Annotated in this window: 16 protein-coding genes and 1 pseudogene; 14 read left to right on the top strand and 3 right to left on the bottom strand. The window is 28.1% G+C overall.

Annotated elements, in window-relative coordinates:
- Window positions 1-2: 2 nt before the first annotated feature.
- The 6 genes from KPL37_RS05565 (at window position 3) to msrA (ending at window position 5,421) form a co-directional block, all read left to right on the top strand.
- The gene (locus tag KPL37_RS05565; RefSeq protein WP_216146424.1) at window positions 3-1,193 is read left to right on the top strand and encodes a pyridoxal phosphate-dependent aminotransferase; all 1,191 of its coding nucleotides are present in this window, start codon (window positions 3-5) and stop codon (window positions 1,191-1,193) included.
- A 102-nt stretch (window positions 1,194-1,295) separates the two neighbouring features.
- Window positions 1,296-1,556: an HPr family phosphocarrier protein gene (locus KPL37_RS05560; RefSeq protein ID WP_216146423.1), complete on the top strand. Its 261-nt coding sequence runs from the start codon at window positions 1,296-1,298 to the stop codon at window positions 1,554-1,556.
- Window positions 1,557-1,647: 91 nt separating this feature from the next.
- Complete coding sequence (locus KPL37_RS05555; protein WP_216146422.1) at window positions 1,648-2,625, top strand: tyrosine-type recombinase/integrase; 978 nt, start codon at window positions 1,648-1,650, stop codon at window positions 2,623-2,625.
- Window positions 2,626-2,890: 265 nt separating this feature from the next.
- Window positions 2,891-4,153: a UV DNA damage repair endonuclease UvsE gene (gene uvsE, locus KPL37_RS05550; protein WP_216146421.1), complete on the top strand. Its 1,263-nt coding sequence runs from the start codon at window positions 2,891-2,893 to the stop codon at window positions 4,151-4,153.
- A gap of 393 nt (window positions 4,154-4,546) precedes the next feature.
- The gene (locus KPL37_RS05545; protein WP_216146420.1) at window positions 4,547-4,876 is read left to right on the top strand and encodes a single-stranded DNA-binding protein; all 330 of its coding nucleotides are present in this window, start codon (window positions 4,547-4,549) and stop codon (window positions 4,874-4,876) included.
- A gap of 65 nt (window positions 4,877-4,941) precedes the next feature.
- Complete coding sequence (gene msrA, locus KPL37_RS05540) at window positions 4,942-5,421, top strand: peptide-methionine (S)-S-oxide reductase MsrA (RefSeq protein ID WP_216146419.1); 480 nt, start codon at window positions 4,942-4,944, stop codon at window positions 5,419-5,421.
- An 89-nt stretch (window positions 5,422-5,510) separates the two neighbouring features.
- Here the strand turns inward: msrA and KPL37_RS05535 are convergent, their stop codons facing one another.
- Window positions 5,511-6,611 (bottom strand): iron-containing alcohol dehydrogenase family protein, encoded by a 1,101-nt coding sequence (locus tag KPL37_RS05535; protein WP_216146418.1) that lies wholly within the window; start codon window positions 6,609-6,611, stop codon window positions 5,511-5,513.
- A 412-nt stretch (window positions 6,612-7,023) separates the two neighbouring features.
- Between KPL37_RS05535 and KPL37_RS05530 the strand changes: the two genes are divergently transcribed.
- The 6 genes and pseudogenes from KPL37_RS05530 to KPL37_RS05505 all read left to right on the top strand — a co-directional run bounded on the left by KPL37_RS05530 (window position 7,024) and on the right by KPL37_RS05505 (window position 12,942).
- Complete coding sequence (locus KPL37_RS05530; protein WP_216146417.1) at window positions 7,024-7,734, top strand: pseudouridine synthase; 711 nt, start codon at window positions 7,024-7,026, stop codon at window positions 7,732-7,734.
- Window positions 7,735-7,989: 255 nt separating this feature from the next.
- Complete coding sequence (locus KPL37_RS05525; RefSeq protein WP_216146416.1) at window positions 7,990-8,868, top strand: MurR/RpiR family transcriptional regulator; 879 nt, start codon at window positions 7,990-7,992, stop codon at window positions 8,866-8,868.
- Between the two features lie 141 nt (window positions 8,869-9,009).
- The gene (locus KPL37_RS05520; RefSeq protein WP_216146415.1) at window positions 9,010-10,236 is read left to right on the top strand and encodes a BaiN/RdsA family NAD(P)/FAD-dependent oxidoreductase; all 1,227 of its coding nucleotides are present in this window, start codon (window positions 9,010-9,012) and stop codon (window positions 10,234-10,236) included.
- Window positions 10,237-10,279: 43 nt separating this feature from the next.
- On the top strand, window positions 10,280-10,933 hold the full coding sequence (gene cmk / locus KPL37_RS05515; RefSeq protein WP_216146414.1) for a (d)CMP kinase: 654 nt from the start codon (window positions 10,280-10,282) through the stop codon (window positions 10,931-10,933).
- Between the two features lie 47 nt (window positions 10,934-10,980).
- Window positions 10,981-11,817, top strand: a pseudogene (locus tag KPL37_RS05510) (4-hydroxy-3-methylbut-2-enyl diphosphate reductase); the annotation flags it as partial.
- Between the two features lie 234 nt (window positions 11,818-12,051).
- On the top strand, window positions 12,052-12,942 hold the full coding sequence (locus KPL37_RS05505) for a GNAT family N-acetyltransferase (RefSeq protein ID WP_216146412.1): 891 nt from the start codon (window positions 12,052-12,054) through the stop codon (window positions 12,940-12,942).
- Window positions 12,943-12,974: 32 nt separating this feature from the next.
- On the opposite strand, the gene KPL37_RS05500 is transcribed toward KPL37_RS05505, so the two are convergent.
- Entirely contained in the window at window positions 12,975-14,168 is a 1,194-nt protein-coding gene (locus KPL37_RS05500) for a pyridoxal phosphate-dependent aminotransferase (protein ID WP_216146411.1), read from the bottom strand.
- Between the two features lie 29 nt (window positions 14,169-14,197).
- A complete protein-coding gene (locus tag KPL37_RS05495) occupies window positions 14,198-14,359 on the bottom strand; it encodes a hypothetical protein (RefSeq protein ID WP_216146410.1) in 162 nt (53 codons plus the stop codon).
- A gap of 292 nt (window positions 14,360-14,651) precedes the next feature.
- Here KPL37_RS05495 and miaB point away from each other — a divergent pair, with 292 nt between their 5' ends.
- On the top strand, window positions 14,652-15,977 hold the full coding sequence (gene miaB / locus KPL37_RS05490; protein WP_216146409.1) for a tRNA (N6-isopentenyl adenosine(37)-C2)-methylthiotransferase MiaB: 1,326 nt from the start codon (window positions 14,652-14,654) through the stop codon (window positions 15,975-15,977).
- A 113-nt stretch (window positions 15,978-16,090) separates the two neighbouring features.
- Window positions 16,091-18,784, top strand: a complete 2,694-nt coding sequence (mutS, locus tag KPL37_RS05485) for a DNA mismatch repair protein MutS (protein ID WP_216146408.1) — start codon at window positions 16,091-16,093, stop codon at window positions 18,782-18,784.
- Window positions 18,785-18,817: the final 33 nt, after the last annotated feature.

The following is an 18,817-nucleotide window of genomic DNA, read 5'->3' as shown; positions in this document are numbered from 1 at the left end:
AAATGGTATTATCTAAAAAAGCTGGTAAAATATCAACATCTTTAACATTAGCTATAACTGCAAAAGCAAAAAAAATGAAGGCTGATGGTATCGATGTAATAGGGTTTGGTGCCGGTGAACCTGATTTTAATACACCAAAGAATATTAGGGAAGCAGCTATAAAAGCCATAAACGAAGGAATGACAAAATATACGGCGGCGTCTGGTATTATTGAACTAAAACAAGCAATAATTAAAAAACTTAAGAAAGATAATTCTTTAGAATATACAACAGATCAAATTATAGTTTCAACTGGAGCAAAACAATGCTTAGCTAATGTTTTGCAAGCTATATTAAACCCGGGAGATGAAGTTATAATTGGAGCTCCATATTGGGTTAGTTATCCTGAATTAGTTAAAATTGCGGATGGGTTACCAGTTTTTGTTCAAACAGAGGAAAGTAATAAATTTAAGTTAACAATTACAAATCTTAATAAGGCGATAACTTCTAATTCTAAAGCAATAATATTAAATAGCCCAAATAATCCTACAGGAACAGTCTATTCAAGGGAAGAACTTATGAATATTGCTGAGTTTGCAAAAATTAATAATTTAATAATAATATCAGATGAAATATATGAAAAACTATTATACGGGATTAATGCACATATTAGTATAGCGAGTCTTTCACAAGATGCTTATAAAAGAACTATTGTAATTAATGGTCTCTCTAAGGCGTATGCTATGACAGGATGGAGAATAGGGTATGCAGCGGGTAGTAAAGAAATCATAGTATTAATGTCAAACATACAAAGCCATACCACCTCTAATCCAAATTCGATTGCTCAATATGCATCAGTTGAAGCTTTAAACGGTGAACAGGACGATGTTTATAGTATGATAAAACAATTTGAATTGCGAAGAAATTATATGGTAAAAAGAATCAATAGTATTAATAATTTATCTTGCATAGAACCAGAAGGTGCTTTTTATGTAATGGTGAATATAAATAAAATATTAAATAAATTAATCGATGGAAAAGTGATAAAGGATTCAATTTCTTTTTCAAAGCTTTTACTTGAAAAGGAAAAGGTTGCAGTTATACCGGGCATAGCATTTGGAGTAGATAATTTTATTAGACTATCATATGCTACTTCTATGGAAAATATAAAACAAGGACTTAATAGGTTAGAAAGTTTTGTTAGTAACATTTAAAATTGATTTACATACTTATTAATGATATTATGATAGTATGAGCTAACAATAATTTGTTTTATGTTAGTTCATACTAATAATAAAATATTGAGGTGAAGTAAATTGGTAACAAAGGAAGTTATAGTCAATAATCCTAAAGGATTGCATGCTAGACCAGCTACGTTGTTAGTAAGAAAAGCAGCTTCTTTCAAATCAGATATAGGTATAGAATTTATGGGTAAAAAAGCTAATATTAAAAGTTTAATAGGAATTTTATCATTAGGTGTTGGGTCTAATGCAGCTGTAAACGTTATAGCAAATGGTGTTGATGAAAAATTAGCATTAGAAGAAATAGTGAAATTAATCAACTCTTTAGAAGAATAATTAAGACGTGTATATTTTAAAAAGCTGCTAACCTAACGTTTGCAGCTTTTTAAAATTTATAGGAGAGTGAAAGTTTTAAAGGAGAATATTTATGCAAAATGAAATTATTGGATTTAATTATAATTCAGACTTAATGTTAAATAATGAAAATTTTATAAGATATTTTCTTGAGATTAAATCTAGAAAAAGTATTTATACAGCTAAGAGTTATGAAAGAGATATAAAGGATTTTTTCTGTGTAAGTTCTATTTCGGATATTAGCATAGATGATATCAAAAAAGTGACTATATTACATACACAAAATTTTATTATGAAATTGATGGATAAAAATATGTCATCCGCAACTATAAATCGGAAAGTATCTTCATTAAGCGCTCTCTATAGATGGCTATTAAAATATCAAGATAATTCTACAGATATTCATATAATCAAGTATAATCCATTTGGAAATCTGAAAGAAGAAAAACCAGTGATAAATAATAAAGAAACTGAGTTTTTAACAAAAGAAGAGTGTAAAATTTTATTAAACAGTATAGATACAACCACTATATTAGGACATAGGAATAAAACAATATTAGTGCTTGCGTTAACTACTGCACTAAGAAAATCTGAAATTATAAATATTAAAATAAAGCATGTTACTATATACACTGGTTATAATGTAGTAAAGGTGAGAAGAAAAGGTGGTAAAGAAGATATAGTGAAATTGCAACAAAATGTTCTTACTATGATTAATGAATATATTAAGTTGACTAAAAGAAATAGGGAAACTAGTGGTGAGGAGTATTTATTTATTGGTCATTCGACTAATGGAAAGAATAAGGAAAAGTTAAATGCAAGCACTTTAAATTACATGATAAAAAAAGTGTGTAAAAATGCAGGTATAGAAAAAGATTTACGAGTTCATTCTACTAGACATACAGCAATAACACTTGCTATACTTGCAGGAGCTACGGTAGAAAAAGTTAGAGATTTTGCGGCACACAAAAATTTGGCAACTACTAATAGGTATATTCATTCAGTAGAAAAATTGAAAAATAATGCTGGAGATTTAATAGATATATTTTAATTATTGTAATGCAGTTAAATATATCTATTAATAACCCTATATAAGCAGAAAAGATATGAGTTGTTAATTCATACCTTTGGCTTAGAATTTTGCTTTAAAGAAAGAGTAAACACTGTTTAAATGGGTAACATGAGGTTAAGTATAGCGATAAAAGCTGAAATGCGTTATAATCTTAAATTAGAAAGCATTTAAATATTAAAATTTTGTACAATCTAATATTAATTGAAAAAATTATAAGTATAATAAAATGGGAGTAAAAGAAAATATGAAAATAGGATATGCATGCATTCCATTAACAATAAATGAAAGAACATCAAGAGGACTTACACTAAAGAAATTTTCAAAAGACATTTTTTTAGATGTGGTAAAACAAAATATAGTAGGATTAAAAAAAATTTTAGAAAACAATGAGAAACTTAATATAAAATTATTTAGAATAAGCTCAGATATAGTTCCACTGGGTAGTCATATTATTAATGAAATTGAATGGTATAAATATTTCGAAAATGAACTAAATGAATTAGGGGAATTTGTAAAGAAATGTGGTATGAGAGTTTCAATGCATCCAGGACAATATACTGTACTCAATGCTTTGAAAGAGGATATTGTAGAAAATGCAATTAGAGATTTAGAATATCATAGTAGGTTTTTAGACTCTTTAGGTCTGAATTCAAATAATAAAATAATACTCCATATAGGTGGAGGGTATGGCGATAAAAATGCAGCTATAAATAGGTTTATCGAGAATTTTAAAAGATTATCATCTTCTGTGAAAAAGAGGCTTGTAATTGAAAACGATGGAAATATATTCAATATTGAAGATGTTCTTTATGTGAGCAGTAAAATTGGTATACCAGTTATATTTGATAACCTTCATCATGAGTGTAATCATCAAAAGGATGAATCTATAAAAGAAATAATGAAAAAAGTAATAAAAACATGGAAAGAGAAAGATGGCAATGTAAAAGTTCATTATAGTCAGCAAAATTTAAAAAAACAGATAGGAGCACATTCAATTACTATAATGGTCAGACCCTTTTTAGAATATTATGATGAAGTAAAAGAGTTTAATCCTGATATTATGCTAGAGGTAAAAGATAAAGACATTTCGGCTGTAAAATGCAATCTTATAATAAATAATATAAATAATGTAAATAATATAAATAAAAAATCATATTTTACAGTTATAGAAAAACAATGGGCAAAATACAAATATGTTTTAATGGAAAGAAACTATAAGTATTATAAAGAATGTAGTAAAATGGTAAAAGAAAAATGTAGTTTTAAAGAATTCTACGAGTATATCGATGAAGTTATAAATATTGATGTAGAAGATGGAAGTTTTATAAATACTGCAGAGCATGTTTGGGGTTACGTTAAAGATGAGGTTACTGACAAAGAAAAAGTTCATTTTGCAGAACTTCTTTTGGATATGCAGCATAAAGAGAAGGCAAAGCTTTATTTAAGAAAACTATGTGATAGATATAATGCTGAATATATTCTTAACTCATATTATTTTTTTTACTAAAAGCTTCATAAATGAATTATTTATTTTTATACTAACAAAAAACATATGTTTACATATGTTTTTTTGTTAGTTAAGGAGCATACAAGAATTGATTATAGAGAAAACTGAAATTAATGTTGTATTTTAGTTTACATAAGCATAATTATGTAAGTAGTATTTAAAATGTAAACCAAAATTATAACTTATAACTAATAAATAAAAACGATTTATAATAACAATGTGCAAACATCAGAAATAAATAAATAAAATTAATAAAAGAACATACGTTTGTATAAAAACTATTTTTATTGTCAATAATCTTAAAAAGTTATTTAATTACACGGTAAAAACAAAATTATATTAAGTGTCGATTAATTAGCTAAAGTAAATTCTTAAATAAAAAGGAGATAATTAATGAATACTGTATCAATGATTGGCAGATTAACAAGAGATTTGGAACTTAAGACTTTTAATGAAGGAAAAGGGTTTTACACTAGATTTACATTGGCAATTAATAGGGTACAACATAAAGATATGCAAGCAGAAGCGGATTTTATAAATATTGTCGCATGGAGTGGTTTGGCAGAAACTTTATGTAAACATTTAAAAAAAGGAAGCCAAATTGCTATAACAGGGAGATTGTCAAGTAGTAGTTATATAGATAAAGATGGAAATAAAAGATATAGTACAGAAGTTGTAGCTGAGGATTTTAAATTCCTAGATAATAAGCAGCAAATTGTATAACTCATATAATATTATGACTGTGGTATAATTTATAAACAGTAATAATAAAAAGGTGAGGTGTTTTAATGAAGACTATAGTTGTAGCCGGAGGATGCTTTTGGGGTGTAGATGCTTATATGTCAAAAATAGATGGTATTGTTGAAACTAAGGTGGGGTATGCGAATGGTATAAAGAAGGACCCTACGTATGATGAGGTTTGCAGCGGAAATACTGGTCATGCAGAAGCCTGCTTAATAAGGTATGATGAAAAATTAATATCTTTAGAAAAGATATTAAATAAGTTTTGGAGAATAATTGATCCTACTGCTGTTAACAGGCAAGGAGCTGATGTAGGTAGTCAATATAGAAGCGGTATTTATTACTTAGATAAAGGTGATTTAGATATTATATTAAGTACAAAAGATAAAATTCAAAGTAAATATGAGAAGGTTATAGTTACGCAGATAGAGCCTCTTTCTTGTTTTTATGATGCTGAAGATTATCATCAAAAGTATCTACAAAAAAACCAAGGAGGATATTGTCATATTGATTTAAATATCAATTAGTACAAAAATACAAAAACAAGAAAGTGTAAAAGCTACACTTTCTTGTTTTTAATAATTTTGTTTATTAATATATTATTAAATAAAACTGTTTATAAATTTAATGAATCTTTGTACATTTTTAGTATATTTTCTTTCCCAACAGGTGTGGGATGATTTTTTAATTTATCTTTGTTTAATGCCATAATTTCAGCATAAGAACATATATCTTTATAACTTACATTATCAATTTTTCCAAGCATATTCTTTAAAAAATCACCGAGTTCATCTAAATTTTCTATAGTTAATAGGTATAAAATTTTTCTAACTCTATGTTTATTTTCAGAAAACTGTAAATAGGATTTTAAAAGAACTCCATTTGCTTTTCCGTGTGGTATATTATGAAAATATGTAAGAGAATAACCCATTCCATGTGGAAGGGATGTGCCGGATTGTGCAATTACCATACCAGCTATGGTAGAGGCAAACATTAATTTTTCTCGAACAACATAAGTAAAATCTTTTTCTTTTATCATATTTAAACATTCACCGAATAATTTTAGACCTTTTTCGGCTAGTGCATCGCTTATTATATTTGATTTTGATGATAAATAACCTTCTATTAAGTGAGATAATGCATCTATAGAAGTATTAATAGTTATTTTCTCTGGTAAGGACATTAAATATTTTACGTCTAATAAGGCATATTCAGGAAATACTTTTTGACATATACAATGTTTTGTTTTTAGCTCATTATCTGTAAGAATTGCATAAGGTGTTGTTTCGGTTCCTGTTCCGGCTGTTGTAGGAACTGCAATCACAGGTATGGATTTAAGGGCTGGATTATCAAATAAATTGAATCTTGTGGCATTTGGGTTGTTTATTAACACTCCCGCTGCTTTTGCAGAATCAATGGGAGAACCTCCTCCAATACCTATAATAAAATTGGAATTTTGTGTTCTTCCAAGTTCTGCAATTTTTTCAACAGTTTCTAAAGATGGGTTTTCTTCTACATTATTAAAAACAGCATATACAATGCCTTCTTTTTCTAATGCATTAGTAACATCTTTTAGTGAACCGTTTATTATGGATGAGGTTTTACCAGTTACAATCAAAGCCTTTTTTCCATAAGAAGAAAATAGGTTACTGTTTTTTAATATTACTTCTTTATCTGATATTATTTTTGTTGGCATATAGTAATTAATAAAATTCATTACGTATCCTCCTTTTATAATATTACATTCTGTATATAGTATAGCATTAGAGACATTAAAATATATTATGATATTGATTTTTTATTGTTTATTAAAATTATTTTATAGTTAAATAATGATTTATGCTTTTATAGATCTATTTCCTTGGAAATATATTACAAATTTATCGGGATTACAAAAGTAAAATGAAAAATTGATTTATCAGCAATTGATTTTTTATTAATATACTTATATAATTCTTTATGAAGGCTTATTTATATATATTTCAATTTAAATTTTAAATCATGTTTTTTATTTAGTAACAGATTATAAAATTGCCTTAAAATTATTTAACAAGAGAGTTAATAAATAATTTTATAATAGAAAATTTATATTTATATAGTAACTAAAAATAAAATTAGGAAGTGTTATAGTGGAAGAACGGTTGCAAAAATTTATGGCAAGATGTGGTGTTGCATCACGAAGAAAGTGTGAAGAAATAATTACTGCGGGTAGAGTTAAAGTAAACAACTTGGTAGTTTCAGAGCTAGGAAATAAAATTGACCCTGAAGAAGATAGTGTCGAGGTAGATGATAAAATTATTAATATAGAAGAAAATAAAGTTTACATTGCATTAAATAAACCAGAAGGGATAGTATCTACTGTAAAAGATGAAAAAGGCAGAGAGACTATTTTAGATTTAGTAAAAACAAAAGAAAGAATATATCCTATAGGTCGTTTAGACTATGATACATGTGGTTTGATTATTTTGACAAATGATGGAGATATCTATAATAAAGTGATTCATCCAAGGCAGGCCATTAACAAAGTCTATATGGCAATACTTGAAGGATGCCCAAATGAGGAAGAAATAGCTACATTCTGTAATGGAGTAGATATTGATGGGTACATTACTGCTAAAGCTGGTTTTGAAATTACTAAAAGAATCGGATTTAATTGCAGGGCTACTATTACAATACATGAGGGTAAGAATCGTCAAATCAGAAAAATGTGCGATGTTATAGGTCATCCAGTTATTGCATTAAAGAGGATTTCTGTTGGTAATATTTTGCTTGGGAATATGGAAAAGGGAGAATGGAGAAACTTAACTTTTGATGAAATAAATTATTTGAAGAATTTATAATTTACGGATTCACTATATGATGGATCTAAATAATAAAATAATGTATAATAACTATTAAAGATTGCCTTCTATTAGATGAATTGCATAGATATTGATGATAATTTAATTATTCATAATAAAAAAGTATTATACAAATGAATAATTCGTTGAAAATATCTTCAAAAGATGATAAAATGAAATAAAAAATTCATTTTATCATATTTTGAAATTTTTATTTCATTTATTTGGATTTGTATAGGAAGGATTGAGTTAATTATGGTAGATAGTAAACAAGATTTGATGAGAACTATTCAAATTAAATTTCCGCGTTTAAGTAAAGGACAAAAATTAATTGCAGAATATATTCTAAAGCACTATGACAAAGCAGCATTTATGACAGCAGCCAAATTGGGAACTAGTGTAGGGGTAAGCGAATCTACTGTTGTAAGATTTGCTAATGAATTAGGATTTAGTGGTTATCCTAAACTACAGAAAGCTCTTCATGAACTAATTAAAAATAAATTAACTACTGTGCAAAGAATTGAGTTATCAAATGATTTTATTACTCAGGAAAATGCATTAAAAGGTGTATTAAAAGCTGATATGGAAAATATTAGAGCAACACTTGAAAAAATTAATCATAAAACTTTTGAGGATATAGTTAATTCATTATTTAAAGCTAGAAAAATATACATAATTGGACTTAGAAGTTCAGCAGCGCTTGCAGAATTTTTAGCATTTCATTTAAATCTTATTTTGGATAATGTTAAAGTAGTTGCTTATGGTGTCAGTGATATATTTGAGCAGATGCTTTATGTTAATGAACAAGACATAGTTATTGGAATAGGGTTTCCTAGGTATACTACAAGAACAATTGAAGCTTTAGCTTTTGCTAAAAGTAAAAATGCAAATGTTGTAGCAATTACTGATAGTTTATTATCTCCATTAGCTACTAGAGCAGATTATACATTAATAGCTCAAAGTAATATGGCATCATTTGTTGATTCTTTAGTAGCACCACTTAGTGTAATAAATGCATTAATTATTGCTGTAGGCTTACGAGAAAAAGAAAAAATTTCAAGAACATTTTCTACTTTAGAGGACATATGGGAAGAATATCAAGTTTATTCTTTTAAAGATAAGGACAGAGAATGAAAGATATATTCTTAATTAAACGGTTTGAAGAGAATCCTTTCATTGGGATTCTCTTTTGAGGTTGTGTTTTACATATACAAAAAATGATTTTAAATGTATTATAATGAATTATAATTGTAAATATTATAGGGGAGTGATTGTGTGGCAAAAGTAATTATTATTGGAGGAGGACCAGCAGGCATGATGGCAGCTGTAACGGCTTCATCAAAACATGAGGTGGTTCTTATTGAAAAAAATGAAAGATTAGGAAGAAAACTTTATATAACGGGTAAGGGTAGATGTAATATTACAAATGCTAAGGATATTGGTGACTTTTTTGAAAATATACCATGTAATCCCAACTTTTTATATAGTTCTTTATACTCATTTACAAATGAAAATACAATGAACTTTTTCAAAGAACTAGGAGTTAACCTTAAAGTAGAAAGAGGAGATAGAGTATTTCCAGAGTCCGATAAATCTTCAGATATTATAAAAGCTTTCGATATTGCATTGAAAAATAAAAATGTTGAAGTCTTATTAAATTCAAAAGTAAAAAGGATAGTTCGAGATAATCAGAAAGTTATAGGTGTCGAACTTGCTTCTGGAAATAATGTATATGGAGATTACATTGTATTATGTACCGGCGGTTTATCATACCCACAAACAGGATCATCAGGTGAAGGATTAACTTATGCCAGAGGACTGGGACATAATATAATTAAACCTAAAGCATCACTTGTACCAATCGAGATTGAGGAGGAGTGGATTAAAGATTTACAGGGACTTTCTCTAAAAAACGTAGAACTTAATATTACAAACAGTAAGAATAAGAGTATATATAAAGAGTTCGGAGAAATGATTTTTACTCATTATGGAATTTCAGGGCCTATTGTCCTAAGTGGAAGTTGTTATGTAAAAGAAGGAGAAAAATTAAAAGCTTTTATTAATTTAAAACCAGCATTGAGTGAAATTCAACTTGATAAACGAATTCAAAGCGATTTCTTAAAGTACGCAAATAAAGATTTTAAAAATTCATTAACTGATTTACTCCCTAGCAAACTTATTAATACAATTATTCAATTATGTAATATTGATGAAAATAAAAAGGTGAACTCTATTACTAAAGAGGAAAGAAAAATCTTAGTTAATTTACTTCAAAAATTACCACTAACGATTAAGAGGCTTCGCCCAATTGATGAAGCAATTATAACTAGTGGTGGTGTAGATACTTTGCAAATAGATGCGTCTACTATGAAATCAAAACTAATAGATAATCTTTATTTTGCAGGTGAAATGATAGATGTAGATGCATATACAGGGGGTTATAATCTTCAAATAGCATTATCTACAGGATATTTAGCTGGAAATAGTGTAGGCGTAGACTAATTATACTTAATGTAGCTTTTTGATTGATGGAGGGTGAATTATAATGGAAATTTCGATTGCTATAGATGGACCTGCAGGCGCAGGAAAAAGTACAATAGCTAAAATGATAGGTAAAAAATTTAATCTAATGTATATTAACACGGGTGCAATGTATAGAGCAGTTACACTAAAAGCTATGGATGCAAATATATCAGAAAAAAATATTCGCGATTTAGTTGAATTAGTGGAATCTTTAGAAATGCATTTTGTAGAAGATCGTTTATATGTTAATAATGAAGATTTAACGAATATGATAAATATGCCTAATATAAGCAATAATGTCTCAAAGTATGCGGCTGTTCCTGAAATTAGGAAAATTCTTGTTAAGTTACAAAAGGATATAGCAAAAAAGTATAATGTTATAATGGATGGACGCGATATAGGTACGGTGGTATTAAAAGATGCTACTTTTAAATTTTATTTAACGGCTAGTAGTGAAGAAAGAGCAAAAAGAAGATATGAAGAATTAATGTCAAAAGGTATAGATGTTGATTGCAATACTATTTTAAATGATATTATTAAAAGAGATTTTATTGATACCCATAGAGAGGTTAATCCACTTACAAAAGCGTCAGATGCTATAGAAATAGATTCTTCTGCGTTAGACATTGATGGAGTAGTAAATGTAATAGTATCTTATATTAATTCGAATATTTAAAAACAAATCAAAAATTTATAAAATATTTTATCTATATGAGGTGAAAAATGAAAAAAATAACACTTGCAGATTCAGCTGGTTTTTGTTTTGGAGTTAAGCGTGCAGTAGACAAGGCTTTAGAAATAAAAGAAAAGTATAACAGAAAAATATATACGCTCGGACCACTTATCCATAATAAAGATGTTGTGAATTTTTTGAAAGAAAACTTAATATACCCAATAGAGCTTAAAGAAATTACAAGCTTAGAAGACAATGACACAATTATTATAAGATCGCATGGCGTATCTGAAGAAACATTAAATATTTTGAAGAAAACTAATCTTAATATAGTAGATGCGACATGTCCTTATGTAGCAAATATTCATAAAAAGGTAAAAAAATATTATGATTTAGGATATCATATAATTATTGTAGGAGACAAAAATCATCCTGAAGTTATTGGAATTAATGGATGGTGTAATAATTCCGCAGTAATACTTAAGAATGGTATTGATATAGATACTACCGTAAATAAAGTATGTGTGGTAGCTCAGACAACTGAAATGCAATCTACTTGGGAAAATGTATTAACTAAAATTATAAAAATTGGTAAGGAAATAGTTGCATTCAATACTATTTGTAGTGCAACAGAAGTGCGTCAAAAATCTGCAGAAGAACTTTCAAAGAATGTTGATGCCATGGTTGTTATCGGTGGGTTTAATAGTTCAAATACTACAAAGCTTTATGAAATATGTAAAAAAAATTGTAAAGATACAATTCATGTAGAAAACATATTAGATATATCAGATGAATTTATAAAAAATGAAAATGTTAAGACGATAGGGGTAACAGCAGGTGCATCAACACCAGATTGGATTATTAAAGAAGCTATTTTAAAAATGAGTTAGAAGAAATGTATGGCATAGAATTATACATACACGTTTCTTTACGAACTGTAACACCTAGTGTTATCAAAATAGCACCAAATAAGTTATACATAAATGTCTTAAAAATTATACATCTATTTTTAGAAATTGCAGAATACTAAATAAGAAATAATAATATAATTTAATAGTACTAATGTAGGGAGATAAAAATAATAATTTATTTAAAAATAAGAATTTATGGAGTAAAGCTAAATGTATAAGTCAATAGGTCTAACTTTAAAAAACATTGATAACTTTCGGGAAATCAATAAATTTAATACTAATTTTAGTTTATCAAATAAAAATTTTTTTGCTCTGTATGATAACAGTAATATTATTCAAAAATTATTTATGAGAAAAAATGTGAATCTACTAATAGAAGACAATAATTATATAGGATATATATGGTTCGAGAAGCAAAATAAATATCACAGCTGTATAAATTCGATGAATGTAATACAAGAGAACAATTTGATTTATTTTTATAAAAAAATAATTGGTTCAGTTGTAAATAACAATCTAATAACTTATGAATGTGAAGATAGCAACGTAAATATTAATATTTTAAGAGAGCTAGGATTTAATAAGGCTAAGGGGTTTCGACAACTAGAAAAACCGTGTACAGAATATTTTAATACCTTTGTGACCGGTGGAATTACTTTTTCTATAGTGAAAAGGAATAAAGATGAAAAATTACGTTGTTTATTACAAAATGAAATATTTAAAAATGATGAGAGAATACCAATAAATATAGAAGATATATATTATGATGAGTTACAAGAATACTATTTTGATAAAGGTGCAATATTTATTAAATATAATAATGAACCAGTTGGTTATGGTCAGATTATAGTTGAAGAAAAATCTGCTATAATAGTAAATTTTGGAATAATAAGAAGGTATAGAAGGGCGGGATATGGAAAAATATTATTAGGGTATTTGCTAAATATAGCTATGGATAATAATTTTTCTAAAGTATCACTTCGAGTGGATGCAGATAATATTGCTGCATTTAACTTATATAGTTCTCTGGGTTTTAAGATTAGAAAAGAATTTTATACTTGGGAAAAACTAAAACCTGAGGATAAAAAAATGGATAGATGATGTACATCTATCCATTTTTTTATTTTAATTATTTAGTTTAATTTAACATATTCCTTAATTGCTATACCTAAAATTTCCATAGCATCTCTTAATGCGGTAGTATTTAAACAATAAGATAATCTAATTTCGTCTACTCCAAGTCCTTTCGTTGCATAGAAACCTTGTGCAGGTGCAACCATAACAGTCTTATTATTATAATTGAAATCTGTTAATAGCCATTTAGCAAAATCTTCAGCACTTTTTATAGGAAGCTTGGCTACTATATAAAATGCTCCAGTTGGTTTCTCACAAACGACACCTGGTATTTTTAATAAGTATTTATATAAAATATTTCTTCTTTCTTCGTATTCTTTTTTTACCTCTGTAAAGTATGATTTAGGTGTGTTAATTAGGTTTGCAGCAGCTAATTGCTCTAGAACAGGTACACAAAGTCTAGATTGACCTAATTTAAGCATTTGAGCCATAAGATATTTGTGTTTTGATGCAACCAAGCCAATTCTAGCACCACAAGCACTATAACGCTTAGATATACTATCAATCAATATTACTTTATCTTCGATATCTTTCATATATAAAGCAGAAGTGTATTTTAAATCATCATAAACAAATTCTCTATATACTTCATCAGAAATTAAAAATATATCATTCTCTTTAACAATGTCGGCAAGCATTCTTATTTCCGCTTTAGTATATACTACCCCTGTAGGATTCCCAGGATTTGATATCATTATTGCTTTAGTTTTCTTTGTGATTTTGCTTGTAATCTCCTCTTTGCTAGGTAAATGAAAACCATCTTCGGCTTTGGTGATAAATGGAATAACTTTAACTGAAGCTAAATCGGCAAGTCCATTGTAATTTGTATAAAATGGTTCAGGAATTATAATTTCGTCACCTGGGTCACATATAGCCATAAAAGCGAAAAGGATAGCTTCAGAACCTCCATTAGTTACTAAAATGTCACTTTTAGATAGCTCTATACTCCACTCGAAATAATACTTTACAAAACTTTCAATTAGTGGATCTATTCCTTGAGAATTTTCATACTTAAGTATTTTTTCCGTGAAGTTATTGATTCCTTCCATAAATGTAGAAGGAGTGTGTATATCAGGTTGACCTATGTTAAGATGATATACACTAACTCCTCTTTTTTTTGCCTCATCAGCAAAAGGTGTTAATTTACGTATTGTTGAAAATTGCATTGATTCCAGTCTATTAGATAAGTTCATAATATTTCCCCCCAACCCAAATTTAAAAACTAACTAAACTCTTTTACAATGATTTCTACAGGTGAACAGGATGCTTTTACATTTACCATGTTAGTATTATGAGTACACATGGAAAAATAACTTCTATCACCTATACAATTACATTGCAACTGTCTATCTCTAATATTTTCATCTTTTTTTGCATCATACATATTAAATCACTCCTTTTAGGTATGTTATCCTAAAAGGCGAAACTTATTAAAAAAAGAAAAAGACAAGTATTAGAGAGATTTATATAATCAAAGACACACAGCAATGTGTAGATTATTTGATATATTATAACACATAATCATCAATTAATATTATATTCTGATTTATTCATAAATTTCAATTAAAATAAATTTATGATTAATTATATTCAATTAGTAAAAATGACTTTAAAAAAGTTTATAAATTATATATAATGATAGATAGTGATATTTTTTTATAAAGGAGAATGAACTAATGAATGAAACTATTAAATACTATATAGAAACTTGGGGCTGCCAAATGAATGAGGAAGATTCAGAAAAATTGTCTGGTATGCTAATACCAGAGGGATATAAAAGAACTCTTAATAAAGGTTCTGCTGATATAATTATATTTAATACTTGTTGTGTTAGAGAGAATGCAGAGCAAAAGGTTGATGGGAATATAGGAGCCTTAAAAACAATGAAAAAAGAGAACCCAAAGCTTATAATTGCGGTTATTGGATGTATGATGCAGCAAGATGGTATGGCAAAACATATAATTACTAAATTCCCATTTGTAGATATTATTATTGGAACTCATAATGCATATAAATTTCCTGAGTATTTAAAAAGAATACAAGGCGGAGAAGCATCTATTGTTGAAATTTGGGACAAGGAAGAAAAGATTATAGAAGGAATTCCAATTGAAAGGGAAAATACTCTAAAAGGTTTTGTTACCATTATGTACGGTTGCAACAATTTTTGTACATATTGTATAGTACCTTATGTAAGAGGGCGTGAGCGTAGTCGAAATCCAGAAGATATCATTAATGAAATAACAGATATGGTTGCACAAGGTTACAAAGAAATAACATTACTTGGTCAAAATGTTAACTCCTATGGCACGGGATTAAATCCTGAAATAAATTTTGCTCAGTTACTTCGCAAAATAAATAAAATTGAAAATTTAGAGAGGTTAAGATTTATGACATCTCATCCAAAGGATTTATCGAGTGAAGTAATAGAAGTTATTGCCGAGAGCGATAAGATTTGTGAACATGTTCATTTACCAGTACAATCAGGTTCATCTAATCTTCTAAATAAAATGAATAGACATTATGATAGAGAGCAATATTTGGAGTTAGTTAAAAATATTAGAAATACAATACCTAATGTAGGAATAACAACTGATATAATCGTAGGATTTCCAGGAGAAACTGAGGAAGATTTTGCGCAGACTCTAAGTCTGATGGAAGAGGTTAAATTTAATTTAGCATTTACATACCTTTATTCTAAAAGAAAAGGAACCCCGGCAGATGAAATGCTAGAACAAGTACCAGAGGCTGTTAAGCATGAGAGGTTTAATAGATTGGTAGAAGTTGTTAATAGAAATTGTGCAGAAAGAAACAAAGCATGTGTAGGAAAAATTGTAGAAGTGCTAGTCGAGGGTTATAGTAAAAAAGATGAAAGTAAATTGACTGGTAGAACTAGAAATGGGAAAGTGGTGAACTTCGAGGGAAATGGCAATGTTGTCGGCGATCTCGTATCAGTTTTAATAACAGATGCACATTCTTTTTCACTTTTTGGTGAAGAAATATAAACTAACAAACAAATTACAGTAACTAATTTAATATCTGTGATTATTTATAAAGATTCAATTTATGAGTGTAAGGCAATTTATATAATCACAGAGAAAAACAAAGGGGAATGGCAATGGCATTAACTCCAATGATGATACAATATTTTGAAGTAAAAGAAACATGTAAGGATTGCATTTTATTTTTTAGATTAGGTGATTTTTATGAAATGTTTTTTGATGATGCACAGCTTGCAGCAAAAGAACTCGAGCTTGTGCTTACAGGGCGTGATTGTGGGCTTGAAAAAAGAGCACCTATGTGCGGAATACCTCATCATGCAGCAAATATCTATGTAGGTAGGCTTATTGCAAAAGGATATAAGGTTGCTATATGTGAACAAGTAGAAGATCCTGCACTAGCTAAGGGAATCGTTAAAAGAGAAGTAATTAAAATAATTACTCCAGGAACTTACACTGATTCTGGCTTTTTAGAAGAAACTAAAAATAATTATATTATGAGTATATACATTAATAAAGAGACTAATTTTTGTGGCTTATGTTTTTGTGATGTATCCACTGGTGAATTTACTTGTACTGAGACTAAACTTAACATTGTTACAATATTAGATGAAATTTCAAAGTTTACACCAAAAGAAATTATTGTCTCAGAAGATATAGCTGATGAAATATTAAAGGTTATAAAAGAAAGATTTAATGTGTCATATTCGGCATACCCTAATGACTTTTTTATTATGAAAAATGATAATATAATAAAAAATCAATTTCATAATTATAGTGAGAAAACTTTCTCACAAACTTTACTAAGTAGCATTTCAGGGCTACTTAGTTATATTATAGATACACAAAAAAAATCGCTTTCTCATATAGATACTATAGAATACTATGATATTTTAGATTATGTAAGTTTAGATGCAAATTCTAGGAGAAACTTAGAGCTAACAGAAACTTTAAGGGACAAAACTAAGAAAGGTTCTTTATTATGGGTACTAGATAGAACTAATACTGCGATGGGAGCTAGAAGACTGCGTAAGTGGTTAGATCAACCTTTAATAAACAAAAGGTCGATAGATGAAAGATTAGAGGCTGTAGAAGAAATTAAAAATAATACAACTTCTCATGAAGACTTAAAAGATGTGCTTGTTGATATATATGATATTGAAAGATTAGTTGGAAAAATTTCTTCAAAAAACGTTAATGCCAAAGAATTAATTTCTCTAAAAAATTCTATAGAAAAAATACCAAAAGTGAAATCAATTATATCAGTGTTAAATAGTAAATTAATGAAAAAGGTATATTTAGAATTGGATGATTTAAAGGATATACATAATATATTAGAAAAGTCTATTATAAATAGTCCAGCTATTTCAATTAAAGAAGGAAATATTATTAAGGAAGGTTTTAATAGCGAAATAGATGAGTTAAGGATTGCTAAGTCTCATGGTAAGGAATGGATTGCTACCTTAGAAAGTGATGAAAAAAGAATAACTGGAATAAAATCATTAAAAGTTGGTTACAACAGAGTGTTTGGTTATTATATTGAAGTAACTAAATTAAATATTCCATCTATTCCAGAGGGTAGATATATAAGAAAACAGACTTTATCTAATGCAGAAAGATATATTACTCCTGAACTTAAGGAAATGGAAGATAAGATTCTTGGTGCACAAGATAAATTAGTAAATATAGAATATGATATATTTACAGGTATACGAGAAGAAATTGAAAAACATATAGAAAGAATGAAAAACACAGCGAAGCTAATTTCAGAAATAGATTGTTTAAGTTCGCTTGCTACAATTGCTTTAGAAAATAATTATACTAGGCCTAAGATAAATAAAAATGGAATTTTAAACATAATAGGTGGAAGGCACCCAGTAGTTGAAAAAATGATGCCTACGAATACTTTTATTGAGAATGATACCTATATGGATGAAAAAGATAACCAATTATTATTAATTACAGGACCTAATATGGCAGGTAAATCCACATATATGCGTCAAGTAGCTTTAATAACTATTATGGCTCAAATGGGAAGTTTTGTTCCTTGTACATCTGCAGATATATCAATTTGTGATAAAATTTTTACGAGAATAGGAGCATCTGACGACCTTGCTGCAGGTAAAAGTACATTTATGGTAGAGATGTGGGAAGTATCAAATATATTAAGAAATGCAACTAATAAAAGTTTAGTTTTACTCGATGAGGTAGGTAGAGGGACAAGTACTTATGATGGACTAAGTATAGCTTGGTCAGTAATTGAGTATATTTGTAAAAATACTAATTTAAGGAGTAAAACCTTATTTGCAACGCATTATCACGAGTTAACAAAACTAGAAGGAATAATCAAGGGTGTAAAAAATTATTCTGTAGCTGTGAAGAAAATAGAAAATGAAATTGTATTTCTAAGAAAGATTGTACCTGGAGGAGCTGATGAGTCCTATGGTATTGAGGTAGCAAAACTTGCAGGCCTACCGAAGGATGTAATAAATAGGGCAAATGAGATTTTAACGTCACTAGAGAAAAATAATGCTAGTACGGAGATTAACTTTATTACCAAGAAAACTGAAAAAATGGAGAAATCTACTAAAGCTAATGCAAAAGTTAATGAGGAAAATATTGTGGAGAAAGAATCAGCTGTAACTTATGAAGCTGATACGCCACAAGATGAGGTTACTCAAATAAGTTTTACAGATATAGAAAAGGAGAATATATTAAAAGAAATTAAAAATATAAATATTCTTAATCTAACACCTATGGATGGTTTTAATAAGTTATATGAATTAGTTAATAGGGCGAAGTTGTTATCATGATGTCTGAGTTATTATAAGAATAGCAAAGGATGT

Origin of the sequence: Clostridium frigoris, assembly GCF_018861865.1 — a bacterium.
Lineage (GTDB): Bacteria > Bacillota > Clostridia > Clostridiales > Clostridiaceae > Clostridium_AD > Clostridium_AD frigoris.
This window is presented reverse-complemented; position numbering and strand designations above follow the sequence as displayed.

What these genes read in the sequence shown, in the direction of transcription:
- KPL37_RS05565 (WP_216146424.1), top strand. Translation starts at nt 3, where the DNA reads ATGGTATTATCTAAAAAAGCTGGTAAAATATCAACATCTTTAACATTA.
- KPL37_RS05555 (WP_216146422.1), top strand. Translation starts at nt 1,648, where the DNA reads ATGCAAAATGAAATTATTGGATTTAATTATAATTCAGACTTAATGTTA.
- uvsE (WP_216146421.1), top strand. Translation starts at nt 2,891, where the DNA reads ATGAAAATAGGATATGCATGCATTCCATTAACAATAAATGAAAGAACA.
- KPL37_RS05545 (WP_216146420.1), top strand. Translation starts at nt 4,547, where the DNA reads ATGAATACTGTATCAATGATTGGCAGATTAACAAGAGATTTGGAACTT.
- msrA (WP_216146419.1), top strand. Translation starts at nt 4,942, where the DNA reads ATGAAGACTATAGTTGTAGCCGGAGGATGCTTTTGGGGTGTAGATGCT.
- KPL37_RS05535 (WP_216146418.1), bottom strand. Translation starts at nt 6,611, where the DNA reads ATGAATTTTATTAATTACTATATGCCAACAAAAATAATATCAGATAAA.
- KPL37_RS05525 (WP_216146416.1), top strand. Translation starts at nt 7,990, where the DNA reads ATGGTAGATAGTAAACAAGATTTGATGAGAACTATTCAAATTAAATTT.
- cmk (WP_216146414.1), top strand. Translation starts at nt 10,280, where the DNA reads ATGGAAATTTCGATTGCTATAGATGGACCTGCAGGCGCAGGAAAAAGT.
- KPL37_RS05505 (WP_216146412.1), top strand. Translation starts at nt 12,052, where the DNA reads ATGTATAAGTCAATAGGTCTAACTTTAAAAAACATTGATAACTTTCGG.
- KPL37_RS05500 (WP_216146411.1), bottom strand. Translation starts at nt 14,168, where the DNA reads ATGAACTTATCTAATAGACTGGAATCAATGCAATTTTCAACAATACGT.
- KPL37_RS05495 (WP_216146410.1), bottom strand. Translation starts at nt 14,359, where the DNA reads ATGTATGATGCAAAAAAAGATGAAAATATTAGAGATAGACAGTTGCAA.
- miaB (WP_216146409.1), top strand. Translation starts at nt 14,652, where the DNA reads ATGAATGAAACTATTAAATACTATATAGAAACTTGGGGCTGCCAAATG.
- mutS (WP_216146408.1), top strand. Translation starts at nt 16,091, where the DNA reads ATGGCATTAACTCCAATGATGATACAATATTTTGAAGTAAAAGAAACA.